This is a genomic window from Hydrogenovibrio sp. (genome assembly GCF_049975065.1).
Classification (GTDB): domain Bacteria; phylum Pseudomonadota; class Gammaproteobacteria; order Thiomicrospirales; family Thiomicrospiraceae; genus Hydrogenovibrio.
The window spans coordinates 32,094-46,449 of the sequence record NZ_JBNGDN010000001.1 but is presented as its reverse complement, the minus strand read 5'-3'; the positions used below and the strand labels follow the sequence as shown (position 1 = coordinate 46,449).

Here is a 14,356-nt window from a genome sequence, read left to right as displayed (position 1 = left end):
ATGAGTCGAAAAACCGAAGAACCGACATTAAATTTTCCGGCTATACGCGGAAGGTGGTTTAGGCTTAGGTTTCTCCGCCACCTGATTGCGCAAATAAAGCGGCATTGGCAAAACATCATCCACCGAATGCGCTTGGGATAAGCGCTGTTGCGCGACCTCCGCGATCGCCTGCGCAGAAGGTCGCGCCGAGTACCAGGCTGAAAACCTGGCCGCTGTCACTGGAAACTCCACCGCTATATCACCCACCCCACTGGGCGTACCGGTCTGGGTTTCGATCCACTGGTGCGCTTGCGCGGCAGACATCAATTGCGGCGCTTGCGAAACCAGGCGTCCCGACTCAATGCGACACGCCTGTAAATACATTTCCTGCATACGCGCATCCAGAAACGCCAGCCAATCCAAGGCACCTGTTGCTTGATACCCTTGCCAAGCCAGTGCTTCCAAGGTTGAAACGCCCAGTACTGGCTTATCCCAACCAAAGGCCAACCCTTGAATCACGCCGGTCGCAATTCGCACGCCAGTAAACGCCCCCGGCCCCTCCCCAAAAGCCAGAAGCTGGATATCACCAGGCCTGGCATCGGCCTGATGAAGCACCTTTTCAACCATGGTTAAAATACGATCCGCATGCTTCTGCGGCGCTAACTCATACTCTAAATAAGACGTGCCATGATGGATCAGACAGGCTGAGCAGGCCTGGGTAGAAGTTTCAATCGCGAGAATACTGGCGGTGGCCGTCATGCGTTCAGGTCTCTCTCAGTTTTTGTTTGGCCTCTTCCACGGAAAAGACCCAGTTAAAATTCGGAAAACTGTTGGTGATAATCGCCCCATAGGATTTCTGTGTCAACCGTGGGTCACACAACATCAGCACACCATAATCGGACGTATCGCGAATCAAGCGCCCAATTCCCTGCTTCAAAGCAATCGTCGCTTCTGGGATTTGAAAATGAAAGAAAGCGCTTAACCCTTTTTGTTTGAGCGCCGCTTCACGCGCCTGCACCACCGGATCATCCGGCGGAATAAACGGAATGCGATCGATCAACACCAGTTTCAACGCTTCACCTTTGACATCCACCCCTTCCCAAAAACTGCTCGTCCCGAGTAACAAGGCTCTATCATTGTCTTTAAAGCGTTGCAGCAACGTGTTCTTGGGGCCATCCCCCTGAACCAACAAAGTGCCATCCCAGTGCTCGGCCAGAATGGTTCTCGCTTCCTGCAAGGCTCGGTGACTGGTGAACAGCAAAAAAGCGCACCCACGACTTTCCTGCAATAATGGCCAAGCCGCTCGCAGGCATATTTTGATGTAATCTGGGTCTTTTGGATCTGGCAACCCCAGCGGATGATAAATCACGGCTTGACGCGCATAATCGAACGGGCTCTCCCATTGACGCGTTTCGGCGTCATCCAATCCCAATCGATGGGCAAAATAGTCAAACCGATGATTCACGCTGAGCGTTGCCGAGGTAAATATCCAAGCGCCGCCCAAAGCCTCTCGCTGCCGACTGAACGGTGCCGCCACACTCAAGGGGGTTAAGTTCAATTTAAATCGTGCCTGCGATGATTCTGCCCAGCGCACCTGATTATCCGATGAGGCCGTTAGCCAGCTCTGAAGCTGCTTTTCAAACGCCTGACTGCGTTTAGACAAGGCCGACAACAGCTTTCCTTTATCCGTCAGCGGCTTGAGCGTATCGATTAACACGCCGAGCTGATTGCGCAACTGCTCCAGCATTTTCACTGGCGCCTTGGCGTCCTCAAAGACTTGCCAAGTCCAGCGCTTTTCCCACTTGCCGAGCGACTCGTGGAACTGGGTAATCTTCTGCTCTAAAGCTTTTGTTTGATCGGCCAGCTCAACCACTTCAGGGGCTTCTTTCTGATAAGCCAACTTCAAATCACGCACCAGCTCATCCAGCTGATAGCGACTAATGGAAAAGCCTAAAAACTGTGCGGCTATGTCCGGCAACTGATGCGCTTCGTCAAATATATAAATATCAGCTTCCGGCAAGACTTCACCAAACCCCTGCTCCCGCAAAGCCAAGTCAGCACAAAACAGATGGTGATTCACAATCAACACCTGTGCATCCAAAGCCTGCTGTTTGACTTTGGGATAAAAGCAATCGGTCTCTCCCCCCATGCAATCATTTGCCTGACAAAATTCCAGGCGAGCACAGACTTTAGACCAGAGAGGGTCATTATCATCCAGATTCGTTAATTCGGCTTTATCGCCCGATCGGGTTTTGAGTTGCCAGTCATGAATCCGATTCAACTTCTGCCACACCGACTGAGTGTTTTGTTCAGCCGTTTCCGCTATTTCAAGCCGTTGCGGGCAAAGATAATTTTCCCGCCCTTTCAACACCTTCACGGTGCCGGCGACACGGCATAAGTCCATCAATAATGGAATGTCTTTACGCAACAGCTGGTCTTGAAGGGTTTTGGTGGCGGTGGACACAATGACTTTCTGACCCGACAACAATGCCGGCACCAGGTAGGAAAACGTTTTACCAGTCCCCGTACCCGCCTCGGCCAGCAAACAGCCTTCAGATTCGATGATATCGGCAATCGTTTCCGCCATATCCATCTGCGCCTGCCGCATTTGATAGCCATCAACCGCTTGGGCAATCACGCCATCGGCACCAAGATATGCTTCAATTTGGGATTTTAATGACACCTCAACCCTGCCCGGAACCTATCACGAAAAAGAAAGCATTTTAACAAAAAACTAGACAGAGCATTCGTTAATGCGTAGAATACGTCCTTTCAAATTTGAAACTCGGTTTCACTCGGCTGCACTCGATACGCGGGTACCAAAGAGTCAAACCAATTAACACAACTGGATATCTAAAATGAAAATTTTATCTTCTCTAAAATCAGCTAAGGCACGTCACAAAGACTGCCAAATCGTTAGACGTCGCGGTAAGGTTTATGTAATCAACAAAACCAACCCAAGATTCAAAGCACGTCAGCGTTAATCTCACTGAGAGATTCCATTAAAAAAGGCACCTGATCAGTGCCTTTTTTTGTGTCCGCTTGTCAATTCCGAATCGCCTAAACCCTTCATGCCCTTCAAGAAAAACAACTTCATTGACGCACTTCGTTGCCGCTTGGGCTTCTGGCGTTTTACGGGGCAGTGTAGTATTTCGCTTCCACCTTTTTAATGGTGTCCACGATCAAGCCAGTGTCCACTTTACCGACAAAAAAGTCCGCGCCCATCTCCAGCACTTCTCGACTGTTATTATCACTGGTCATGGAGGTATGCACCACAATCGGTATGTTTCGACTTTTTAACTGACTGCGCAACTCCTTAATGACCGTATGCCCGGAGGCCATCGGCATTTCCAGATCGGTAAAAATAATGGACACACCGCTTAAATCCTCCAAGCTGGCCACATGATCCAACAACAGGCGACCGTTATCAAAGCCACGATGCTTTAAGCCCAACTGATCAAACACCATGCCCATGTACTTCTGAATCGACTTGCTGTCTTCCGCAAACAAGATTTCCCCCTGAGCCACTTTGTCGCAAAAATCGTAGGTTTGAGAACCGACATCTTTGGCGGAGGAGAAGATTTTTTCAGCCATGGTCGGCATGGCTTCGATCAGCAGTTTCTCAATATCCAGAATAAAACACAGGGTGTCGGTGCCATCCAAGTAGGTATGATTCACGACTTGATTGGTGTTCACATCCACATTGTAGTTGCTGGCTGGCTTAATGTCCGCCCAGTCCTTTTCTTCCACACCGTGAATGTGCGCCACACGCATTCCAATGAAATTGTGACTGAAATCGGAAACGATAATAATCGACTTTTCACGCTCCTCATCCGTCATTTCAAACCCCATCCACTTGGGCAAATCAATGACGGGTAAATAGACACCGCGCAACTCAATCATGCCCTCAATCAACGGATTGGTATCCGGCATCTCCGACAAATCATAAGCGCGACCCTCTAGGACTTCTCGGACTTTAAATACATTCATGCCGTAATAGGGTGGCGTGTAATCTTCACGTGGAAATTGAACCTGAAAAATCATCAAACTCATTTGATTATTTTTGCTCAGCTGTGCCGTTTTTTCGACCTGTTCCAGTGTTGTTGTCATGGCCTATCCCAATGTTTCAAGGAGACTTTTGCACACAGGCAGTCTCAGAATAATAAAAAAATCCGTTTTTCACTCAAGTAACAGCGTGACTCGGGAAACGCATCGCTACGATGGCCGCGCCTAAAGGGTAAATCCAAACGGCAAACCCAAACAGCATCCCCCATTCACTCCCAAACTTTATAGCAATTGAACCCTTTTCTCAACCCGAATGTTTCACCAATTTGGGGCAACCGGAAAAATGGTTCAAGAAAAATGGCTCAAGGAAGCCCCTGGACGATCACCCTTTCATCGGAAAGGCACGCGCATCCAAAACCGACTCAAGCTCGTGCAGACCAGGCCTTCAAAACCTTTTGAACCGGTTTAAAAGAGTGGCGGTATCCAGGAATCACACCCAATTGGGCGATCTTTTCCAGGTGCTGTCGAGTCGGGTACCCTTTGTGCTGCTGAAAGCCATAATCCGGGTAACGCTCATGCAACGCCAGCATCTGTCGGTCACGATGCACCTTCGCCAGAATTGAGGCCGCACTGATCTGAGGAACCTTGCCATCCCCTTTTACAATCGCTTCACAAGGGTATTCGAGCGATGGACAATGGTTACCGTCGACCAACACCTGTGCAATCGGCAAATGCAAGCCGCTGACCGCACGCTGCATCGCCACGAGGGTCGCCTGCAAAATATTCAGCCGATCAATTTCCTCCGGTGTCGCACTGGCAATGCAAAATGCCAGCGCCTGCGCTTGAATGGCATCCGCCAGCCTTGTGCGTTGCGATGGCGTTAATTTTTTAGAATCTTTCAGGTTCAGCTCGCACGACTCCGGCAAAATGACCGCCGCCGCAACCACATCCCCGACCAAAGGCCCCCGCCCCACTTCATCGACCCCAACAACATAGCCGGAAGTTTTGCACGAAGCCAATTCAAACAAGGTTAATTGCTCAGGTAGTTTGGTCATACACCCACTCATTCAATCCACTCCACTCCACTACCGCCTCCGCCGCGCGCTCAGAAGCCGCTTGCTTGAGCAAGTGATATTGAGCGTCAAATTCGGTCAGTTGCGCTTGGCGCAAAGCAGGGTCGGAAATGAGTTTCCCCAGGCCTAACGCAATTTGCTTAGGGGTTGCCGCCTGTTGAATGTATTCCGGCACAATGGATTTTTGCGCCAGCACATTCGGCAAGCCAACCCACTGAGTTGTCGCTAGACGACGCATAATCCAGTGGGTGATGGGGTGCAACTTAATCGCCAGAACCATGGGGCGCTTCATCAAGGCGGCTTCCAAAGTGGCGGTGCCGGACGTCACAATCAGTTGATCCGCGGCCTCCATCACCCGCTGAGCCTGCTGATCCAACAAAAGAACGTTCAAGTCGCGACCATACTGGGAAAATGACTGCGCCACACGTTGTTTTGCGGCGGCGTTCACACACGGCACCAAAAACCACATACTTGGATAGACGTCGGCGAGAAACGCCGCTGCCTGGACATAAACATCGATCATGGAATCAATTTCACTGCGACGCGAACCGGGCAGAAGCCCCGTCACTGGAACATCCAACGGCACCCCAAGCGCCCTTCTCGCCCGTTCAGCATTGGGCACCTCAGGCACCTGATTGGCTAAAGGATGACCGACAAAACGAGCTGGAATGCCATATTTCTCATAAAAGGGTAACTCAAACGGAAAGAGCACCAACACGCCGTCCACACAGTGTTTGATTTTGAGCAACCGTTTTTCGCGCCAGGCCCAAACCGAAGGGCCGACATAATGAACCGTCGGCACCCCAGCTGCTTTGAGTTCAGCCTCGACACGAAAGTTAAAATCCGGCGCATCAATACCAATAAACACATCCGGCTGTAACGCCCGCAACCCTTGAATCAGCCGATGACGCAATTTGACCAGGCCTGGTAAAACTTTAAGGACTTCAAAAAACCCCATTACCGACAACCGCTCCATCGGATACCAGCTTTCCATGCCTTCAGCCAGCATTTTAGGCCCACCAATCCCCACAAAACAAGCCTGCGGAAACCGCTGTTTCAAAGAGATTATCAGCTCAGCGCCAAGCGTGTCACCAGAGGCTTCACCGGCGACCAGTGCAAAAACAGGTGAGGGAGGTTGGCCTCGCTGTGAGGCCTCTTGAGCATTAACGGACAATGCCACGGGAAGATTGTTTTAAAAACGCAAGAAGATGACCCAGCGTATCGCGCTCATCGTTTATGGCATCAATTTCGTGAATGGCTTCTTCCAAACGATACCCTGTGCGGTACAAGGCACGATACGCCTTCTTGACAAGATTAATTTGGTCACGATCAAATCCACGGCGTTTCAAACCTTCCAGATTCAATCCGCGCGGGCCGGCCAGATTGCCTGATACAGTGACAAAATCCGGCACATCCTGATTGATGACACTGCCCATACCGCAGAAAGAATGTGCGCCAATATTACAGAACTGGTGGACAAGAGTATAACCGCCTAAAATCGCCCAATCGTTCACCACCACATGACCGGCCAGCGCCGAAGCATTGGCAAAAATAACGTGGTTTCCGACCACACAATCGTGGGCAATGTGCACCCCCGCCATGATCCAATTATCGTTGCCAATTCGCGTCTCGCCGCGATCCTGAACCGTGCCACGATTTAAGGTGACATTTTCTCTAAACGTATTGTTATCGCCAATTACGAGGGTGGTCGGCTCGCCGGCATACTTTTTATCCTGCGGCTCGGCACCGATGGAGCCAAACTGAAAAAACCGATTGTTGCGACCAATGGTCGTCGGGCCAGAAATCACCACATGCGGCCCGACCACACAGCCGGAGCCAATCGTCACCGCCCCTTCGATAATCGAATAAGCACCTATTTCAACATCCGCATCGATCTGAGCCTGAGGATCTATTATGGCGGTTGAATGTATCACGCAATTTCCTTCAGTTAGTCATTAAACGCTGCGTTCCGCACACATCATATCGCATGAGGCAATTAATTTGCCATCCACACTGGTGGTGCATTCAAATTTCCAGATACCCTTTTTATTATTGAGCGCTTTCACTTCAAAGTCCAAGCGATCACCAGGAACCGCTGGCTTGCGGAAGCGGCAATTATCCACCGCCGCCAAATAATACATCGACGTACCATCCGGCTTCACCTCTTGCGTTTTAAACGCCAGAACCCCGGTACACTGTGCCATGGCTTCAATAATCATCACGCCTGGCATAATAGGGTTATCCGGAAAATGCCCTGTAAACTGCGGTTCATTATAGGTGACATTTTTATAAGCTTTTAGCGACTCCCCGGCATGGAATTCGGTTACGCGATCGACGAGCAAAAAAGGATACCTGTGTGGCAGATACTCAAAAATTTCTTTAATATCAATTTGCATCTTAATTATTTTCCAATTGTGATTTTATTTCTTCTAACTGCTTTTCTATCTGCTTGACCTTTTGAGCCATCTTATTCAAACTTTTAATGCGCACGGTGGTTTTTTGCCAGTCAGCGCTTGGCACGACCGGAAAGCCAGAATAATGTCCAGCTTCCTTGACGTGACCAGTGATGCCGGATTTCGCCGCAAAATGACAATGATCCGCGATTTCAATATGCCCAGCCACCCCGGTCTGACCCGCTAAAACGCAATACTGCCCTATCTGAGTACTGCCTGCAATCCCGACCTGACTGACCACAACGGTTCCGTAACCCACCCGCACGTTATGCCCAATCTGCACCAGACAATCAATAATACAATTGGATTCAATCACCGTATCCCCGATTGTGCCGCGATTAATCGTGGTGTTATTGCCGACATAAACACGATCACCCACCACAACACGACCTATCTGAGGAATATGGTGCCACTCGCCCTCATGGTTCGCAAACCCAAATCCTTCACCGCCAATAACGCAACCTGACTCCAAGCGAACTTCTCGGCCGAGCAGGGTGTTTTTCATCAAAGTCACATTCGGGGCAATATAAGCACCGTCACCGATTTCAACGCCTTCTTCGATGACCGAGCCGGCACCGATGTAACAATCCTTACCCACTTTGACATCACCACCAATAACAGCCTGAGCTCCGACATAGATGCCATCACCCAACTGAACGGAAGGATCAATAACGGCGGTTTCATGAACAGCGGGGGTATAGTGCAATCGGTTTAAAAACTGCGCCGTCAAGGCATAGGCATAGTAAGGATTATCGACCAAAAGTCGATTGGTTTGGGTGAGCTCGGCGTCTTCCGGTTTCAGAATCACCGCACCGGCTTGACAGTCAGCAAGTTCAGCCTGTCGTTTACGGTCAGAGAAAAAACTGATGTGCTGGGAACCCGCTTCAGTCAGGCTCGAAACCTGTACAATCGGAACGCTGGAATCTCCCAGAAACTCAACCTGAAGCCCCTTGGCTCCCAGATGTTCTAAAATAGCTTGAAGTTTCAATCGACTGCTCTGAAAAATTACTGGTTGAAATTTTTTCGCTTTTTCTGGAATTCTTTTTGCAAGTATTCTAGAACCGTTTGGGTAATATCCAACCGGTCATTGGTGTAGGCAATGCCTTCGTATAAAATCAAGTCATATTTTTCCTGCTTACCGATTTCACGAATGGCTTTATTCACAAGATTTTGCAAGGAAGCCAGTTCTTCGTTGCGTCGAATATTAACCAGTTCCTGAATATCATTGCGTTTACGCTGAATATCACGTGACATCATGCTGATTTCACGCTCCGCCGTGAGCTTTTGGGTATCCGACATCACCAATTGATTTTTTTGGAACGCCTGCTGCTTTTGCTCCAGCTGTTTGGCCAGTTGCTTCAACTCCGACTGCTGAGGCCCAAACTCTTTTTCAAGATTTTTACCCGCAGCTTGTGCTTGGGGGGCTTTTTCTAACAACAAGGCGACATTCACCACACCCAGCTTGGCCGATTCGGCCAGAACCTGACTCGATAACAAAATGCACAGACTTCCGACAATGATCGCGAACCAGTTCCGCATATAAAATTCCTTACCACACAAACTATTTGAAATATTGTATCCGATTTAATTCGGGTTTTTAATCCTATTTACGCCAAATACCCCAGACATCGCCTTTACATCGGCATCCCTAGGTTAAACTGAAACACTTGAGTTTTGTCGTCTTTGGAAGCGTTTAACGCCTTCGCGAAGCTGAAGGCCAAAGGTCCGACTGGGGTTATCCAAGACACCCCCATGCCGAGGGATGAGCGAAATTCCGGCAAATCCACCGCTTCCCAATCGGTAAACACATTGCCGGCATCGGCAAACACACTCAAACGCAGGTTAGTGGAATCCTCAATAAACGGCATCGGGAAAATGAGCTCGGCGTTGGTGATGATTCGAATGGGCGCACCGGTCGGGTCATCGGAACCATCCGTTGCCTGGTTATAGCGCGGCCCAAGTGAATTCGGCTCATACCCGCGCACCGTTCCAATACCACCGGCATAAAAATTTTCAAAAAACGGCACTGGGGAACCGTCCATTCCACCGGCATACGCCAGATCCCCTTTTAGGCGGAACGTAAAAATATCGGTAATTGGCACATAAAAGGTTTCATTCGCATACAACTTGTAGAACGAAATCGTTGAGTTGGTCGGAATCGCCACTTCACCACTCAAACTGGTACGTTGACCGCGCGTCGGAAAATAAAAAGCGTTTTTGGTATCGTAGCTCCAGCCCATGGTCAGTCGCACCGAATCGTAATCTGTACCGTATTCATCGACATATTCATTACAGTAGGTGAAGTCATCGTTACATTGTAAGGAAAGATGGTCGAATCTCGTACCGTAGTTTAAATTACTCCACTCGCTGATCGGATAGCCCATTGTCAAACGCACCCCAAAATTGTTGGTGGTGTAATTGGCGACATCCAATTCAGAAGCGTCGATTTCCCGATAATACAGCCCACCGCCCAGCGACACGCCATCCTCAGTAAAATACGGATTGGTCAAGCCAATATTCGCACTCTTGGTCGAGGCACTGTAAGTACCGTCAAGATTACCACGATAGCCCGTACCGAGAATATTTCGCTCCGTCACCCCCAGCGTGAAACTGATGCCATCGACCTGTGAATAGCCGACACCGGCGTTAAAGGAACCGGTCGATTGCTCTTCCACCTTCACCACAAGATCCACTAAGTCCTTAGCAATTCGATCCGTTTCGATTTTAGCGGTTTTGAAATACCCCAAGCGATTCAAACGGGTATTTGAGCGTCTCACGGCTTTTAACGAATAGGGCGCACTTTCAAATTGACGCAATTCCCGCCGGATCACATGATCCTGCGTGCGGGTATTGCCCTCAAGACGAATACGACGGACATAGACCCGACTTTTTGGCTCAATGCGGAAATCCAGCGCGGCCAGACGATTATCCTTGTCCAGCTTCGTCAGCGGCTCGATCTCGGCAAAAGCATAACCTTCTTCACTCAAACGGTCTCGTATGGCATTCACCGTGGCGACTATCTGACTGCGCGAGTAGAACTCACCCTCTTCGATTTCAAGCAACGCTTCCAGCTCGTCTTCCGTAATAATGGTTTCCCCTGAAAAATCAATGGACGAAACCGTAAACTGATCGCCTTCTTTGACATTAATTGTCAAGAACACCTGCGTTTTGTCCAGCGACAAACTGACCTGGGATGAAATGACTTCAAATTCAGCAAACCCTCTGTCCATATAATAGGAACGTAAGGTTTCAATATCCGCCTGCAACTTGGGTTTGGCATACTTATCGGAATCGCCAATCATCGCTGATTCAGACAGCGCAATGGCCGACTTCAAACGATCGTCTTCATAGGTATGGTTGCCAACCAGTGTAATACGACCAATACTGGCAGGCTTGCCCTCTTCCACTTTAATCAGCAAACCCACACGATTTCGGGGCAAATCGGTCACTTCTATATCCACTTCCGCAGCATAGTAGCCCTGATTCTGATAACGACGTCGCAAATCCAGCACCACTCGATCCATCTGGGTATCATTGAATATCCGTCCCTGCTTAATGCCTAAAGAATCCAAGGCCATATTCATGTCCTCGGTTTTTATGAGATCATTCCCTTCAATTTTGATTTCAGCAATCGAAGGCCGTTCTATGACACGAATCAGCAGAACGCCATCAGCGTCTTCAAACATAGCAATGTCCCGAAAAAAGCCCGTGCGATAAAGCGCATCAATACTCTGTTCAACTTTTTTCGGCGTCAGGGTCTCACCCACGTCCACCGGCAAATAACTGCGAATGGTTTCAAAACTGATTCGCTTATTCCCTTCAACCTGAATATTTTGCACCGCAAAATCGGCTGCCTGAATAGAGACAAAGGGCCAAACCCATAATGTCAGCCAAAACACAACCTGTGTAAACTGTTTACCCATTCGAAATTCGTACCACATCATTAAATAATGCAAAAAAAGTGAGCGTCAGAATCAAAGCCAAACCCACTTTCTGTGCCGCTACTTCTACCGCCTCACTCACAGGAGAGCCTTTAAGCATCTCCACCAGATAAAACATAAGGTGCCCGCCATCCAAAACCGGAATTGGCAATAAATTCAAAATCCCTAGGCTCAAACTTAACAGACCTAACAAGGTGAGAAAAGACACCCAGCCCGACTGCATCGCTTTGCCGGAAAATTCGGCAATACTGACCGGCCCGGAAAGATTCTGGAGTGAGACATCGCCGAACAACATCCCCCGAATCATATTCAACGTCATATCCACAAAACCGACCGTATGCTGCCAACCTTTTTCCAGCGACGCCAACAGGCCAAACGACTGTGTGATGCGATAGGGTGCCAAAGCCGCTTCATCCAATTGAACCGAGGCTCCGAGACGCCCCACGGGCGTTTGCCCAGAGGACACTTCCCCCAACACGCCTGCCAACGTAACGGAACGCCCGTTACGATCAACCTGCAATTCTACTGGTTTACTTGGGTGGCTGCGCACATATTCAACCAACTGAGACCAATCATCAACTGCATAACCGTCAATTTTCACCACACGATCACCGGTCTCAAGCCCCATATTTTCAGCCGGGGAGCCTGCAACAACCTGGTTAATGACTGGTTGAAAAGGAGGGTACTCCGGCCGAAACCCCAAGGAACTCAACCAATCCTGCTCGGGCTGATTAATATCCAATCCCTTCAAAGGCAATATCAAATTCTGATCCTGGCCGCCGTTTAACGGCTGCACCTGCACATCCAGATACGATTGTTTGCCCGCCAGTGCCTGCAGCACCTGCTGATAGACCGCACGCCAATCCAGAACCGATTGTTCATTGACACTCAAAACCTGCCAGGCCTGGTCATTATTCGGCATGGCTTCGGCCAAAGGCGTTTTCGGCGGGATACTCTGAAACACCGGCTTTAACCCCGAAACACCTGAGAAATAAATCAGCGAAAAGGCCAGCCATGCAAACACCAGATTGACAACCGGTCCCGCGGCCACCACCGCAAAGCGACGATAGACACTTTGACGGTTAAAAGCTCTGGCGCGATCTTCCGGTGCTACCGGCCCTTCTCGCTCATCCACAAAGCGGACGTAACCGCCCAACGGCACAACGCTCAACTGAAACTGGGTTTCGCCCCACTGCCGACGGTAAAACACTTTACCGAACCCCAACGAAAAATGCGTCACCTTAATATTAAAAGCACGCGCGACAATATAATGCCCCCATTCGTGAATGGTCACCAAAATACCCATGGCGACAATAAAGCCTAAAACAGACCAGAGTATCGTCATAGCCGAATCCACGTCCACACAAAAAAGAACATCGGCACAGCGATTAACAGGCTATCCGCGCGATCCAGCAAGCCACCATGCCCAGGCAAAATGCGACTGCTATCCTTCAAACCCGCTTGCCGCTTTAACAGACTCTCAAATAAATCGCCAAAAACGGACACCAGCGCCACGGCGGCAAAACACAAGGCCGCCAGTGCATACGAAATGGACAAGCTAGGTGCCAGCCAGATCAGCCCCAACCAAGCCACAACAAAGGCCAGCAAGCCACCCCCCAAAACCCCTTCCCAGGTTTTACCAGGGCTGACGTGCGGCGCCAGTTTGCGTCGCCCAAAGCGGCGCCCCGAAAAATAGGCGCCGGTATCAATCGCCCAGATGACAAATAGACTCAACAGCAAAATCAACGGTGAATAATGCTCCAAAAACGCTACCAACAGCACTGCAAAATTGGCCAGCACCAAGCCGCCCAGCGACAAAATCCCCAGCTGCGATCGCACACTGTATGCCCCCGCCGTGGCTTGATACACCAGCACCGCTGCGACCATTATGACCGTCACCGTCAACGTCATCCACTCACTGACGTGAACACTGGCGCTCAGTGCCAACCATGCACTGAGCGCAACCACCAGCAAAGCATACATCCAACGCTGCCACGGGCGTTTTATCGCCGCTAAACCGGCCCATTCCCAGGCGCAAATCAAGGTGGACAGTAACACAAAAACAAACCAGGCCTGGTCGTTTTCCGAAAATAATAAGGCCAAGACCCCTGCAAAGAGTAAGGTAGCGGTAATCACGCGCTGCATCAACATGTCGACACCTGCTCACTGGTTTTGCCAAAGCGGCGTTCGCGCCGCTGAAAAGACGCCACGGCTCGATCAATAGAAGCGGCGTCAAAATCCGGCCAAAGTTCATCGGTAAAATAAAACTCGGCATACGCCATCTGCCAAATTAAAAAATTGCTGATGCGTTGCTCGCCACCGGTTCGAATCAATAAATCCGGCACCGACTGTTCCGCCAAGCAAACGTACTCAGACAGCGCCTTTTCATTCAACTCAGTGATCGGCTTATCGGGATGCGCTTTCTGCCAGGCCTGAACCGCTTGAACAATATCCCAACGGCCACCGTAATTGGCCGCAATATTCAATGTCAGTGCGGAATTATCCGCCGTTAAGGCTTCGGCTTTGAGAATATGTGCCTGAATGTCATCACTGAAAGCACTGCGATCACCAATGACGTTTAAACGCACTTTATTTTCATGCAGTTTAGCCACTTCTTTCTGCAGCGCCATTAGAAACAGCCCCATCAGCTTATTGACTTCTTCCTGAGGGCGCTTCCAGTTTTCAGTGCTGAAGGCAAACAGCGTCAGCGACTCCACGCCCAGTTCACCACATCGCGCCACAACACGCTTAACGGCATTCACGCCTTTCTGGTGCCCCACAAAGCGCGGAAGCAGTCGTTTTTTCGCCCAGCGACCATTACCATCCATAATAATCGCAATGTGTTTTGGGATGCTTGCTGTCGGTTGACCTTGACTCAAAAGTGTTCCTAGCCGAATGATGTGTT

Annotated in this window: 14 protein-coding genes; 1 reads left to right on the top strand and 13 read right to left on the bottom strand. The window is 49.8% G+C overall.

From position 1 onward, the window contains the following. Positions 1–27: 27 nt before the first annotated feature. Together tsaB and ACP5D0_RS00220 are read right to left on the bottom strand one after the other, a co-directional pair. Positions 28–738, bottom strand: coding sequence for a tRNA (adenosine(37)-N6)-threonylcarbamoyltransferase complex dimerization subunit type 1 TsaB (tsaB, locus tag ACP5D0_RS00225; RefSeq protein ID WP_472363533.1), 711 nt, complete (start codon positions 736–738; stop codon positions 28–30). Between the two features lie 4 nt (positions 739–742). Beyond that, positions 743–2,662, bottom strand: a complete 1,920-nt coding sequence (locus ACP5D0_RS00220; RefSeq protein WP_472363532.1) for an ATP-dependent DNA helicase — start codon at positions 2,660–2,662, stop codon at positions 743–745. 175 nt (positions 2,663–2,837) lie between these two features. Between ACP5D0_RS00220 and ykgO the strand changes: the two genes are divergently transcribed. Next, on the top strand, positions 2,838–2,963 hold the full coding sequence (gene ykgO, locus ACP5D0_RS00215) for a type B 50S ribosomal protein L36 (RefSeq protein ID WP_472363531.1): 126 nt from the start codon (positions 2,838–2,840) through the stop codon (positions 2,961–2,963). Positions 2,964–3,111: 148 nt separating this feature from the next. On the opposite strand, the gene ACP5D0_RS00210 is transcribed toward ykgO, so the two are convergent. The 11 genes from ACP5D0_RS00210 to ACP5D0_RS00160 form a co-directional block, all read right to left on the bottom strand. Continuing rightward, on the bottom strand, positions 3,112–4,089 hold the full coding sequence (locus ACP5D0_RS00210; protein WP_472363530.1) for a chemotaxis protein CheW: 978 nt from the start codon (positions 4,087–4,089) through the stop codon (positions 3,112–3,114). Positions 4,090–4,406: 317 nt separating this feature from the next. Further along, entirely contained in the window at positions 4,407–5,039 is a 633-nt protein-coding gene (gene rnhB / locus ACP5D0_RS00205; RefSeq protein ID WP_472363529.1) for a ribonuclease HII, read from the bottom strand. Beyond that, a complete protein-coding gene (lpxB, locus tag ACP5D0_RS00200) occupies positions 5,023–6,237 on the bottom strand; it encodes a lipid-A-disaccharide synthase (protein ID WP_472363528.1) in 1,215 nt (404 codons plus the stop codon). Before lpxB ends, rnhB begins: the two co-directional genes overlap by 17 nt. Beyond that, positions 6,221–6,991, bottom strand: a complete 771-nt coding sequence (gene lpxA, locus ACP5D0_RS00195) for an acyl-ACP--UDP-N-acetylglucosamine O-acyltransferase (protein WP_472363527.1) — start codon at positions 6,989–6,991, stop codon at positions 6,221–6,223. Before lpxA ends, lpxB begins: the two co-directional genes overlap by 17 nt. Before the next feature lie 21 nt (positions 6,992–7,012). Next, entirely contained in the window at positions 7,013–7,453 is a 441-nt protein-coding gene (fabZ, locus tag ACP5D0_RS00190; RefSeq protein ID WP_472363526.1) for a 3-hydroxyacyl-ACP dehydratase FabZ, read from the bottom strand. A 1-nt stretch (position 7,454) separates the two neighbouring features. Further along, complete coding sequence (gene lpxD, locus ACP5D0_RS00185) at positions 7,455–8,498, bottom strand: UDP-3-O-(3-hydroxymyristoyl)glucosamine N-acyltransferase (protein ID WP_472363525.1); 1,044 nt, start codon at positions 8,496–8,498, stop codon at positions 7,455–7,457. A gap of 17 nt (positions 8,499–8,515) precedes the next feature. Further along, the gene (locus ACP5D0_RS00180; RefSeq protein ID WP_472363524.1) at positions 8,516–9,049 is read right to left on the bottom strand and encodes an OmpH/Skp family outer membrane protein; all 534 of its coding nucleotides are present in this window, start codon (positions 9,047–9,049) and stop codon (positions 8,516–8,518) included. Between the two features lie 95 nt (positions 9,050–9,144). Next, complete coding sequence (gene bamA, locus ACP5D0_RS00175; protein WP_472363523.1) at positions 9,145–11,433, bottom strand: outer membrane protein assembly factor BamA; 2,289 nt, start codon at positions 11,431–11,433, stop codon at positions 9,145–9,147. Beyond that, entirely contained in the window at positions 11,426–12,796 is a 1,371-nt protein-coding gene (gene rseP, locus ACP5D0_RS00170) for an RIP metalloprotease RseP (RefSeq protein WP_472363522.1), read from the bottom strand. Before rseP ends, bamA begins: the two co-directional genes overlap by 8 nt. Next, positions 12,793–13,602, bottom strand: coding sequence for a phosphatidate cytidylyltransferase (locus tag ACP5D0_RS00165; protein WP_472363521.1), 810 nt, complete (start codon positions 13,600–13,602; stop codon positions 12,793–12,795). The genes rseP and ACP5D0_RS00165 overlap by 4 nt, the downstream gene beginning before the upstream one ends. After that, a complete protein-coding gene (locus ACP5D0_RS00160) occupies positions 13,596–14,330 on the bottom strand; it encodes an isoprenyl transferase (RefSeq protein WP_472363520.1) in 735 nt (244 codons plus the stop codon). The genes ACP5D0_RS00165 and ACP5D0_RS00160 overlap by 7 nt, the downstream gene beginning before the upstream one ends. Positions 14,331–14,356: the final 26 nt, after the last annotated feature.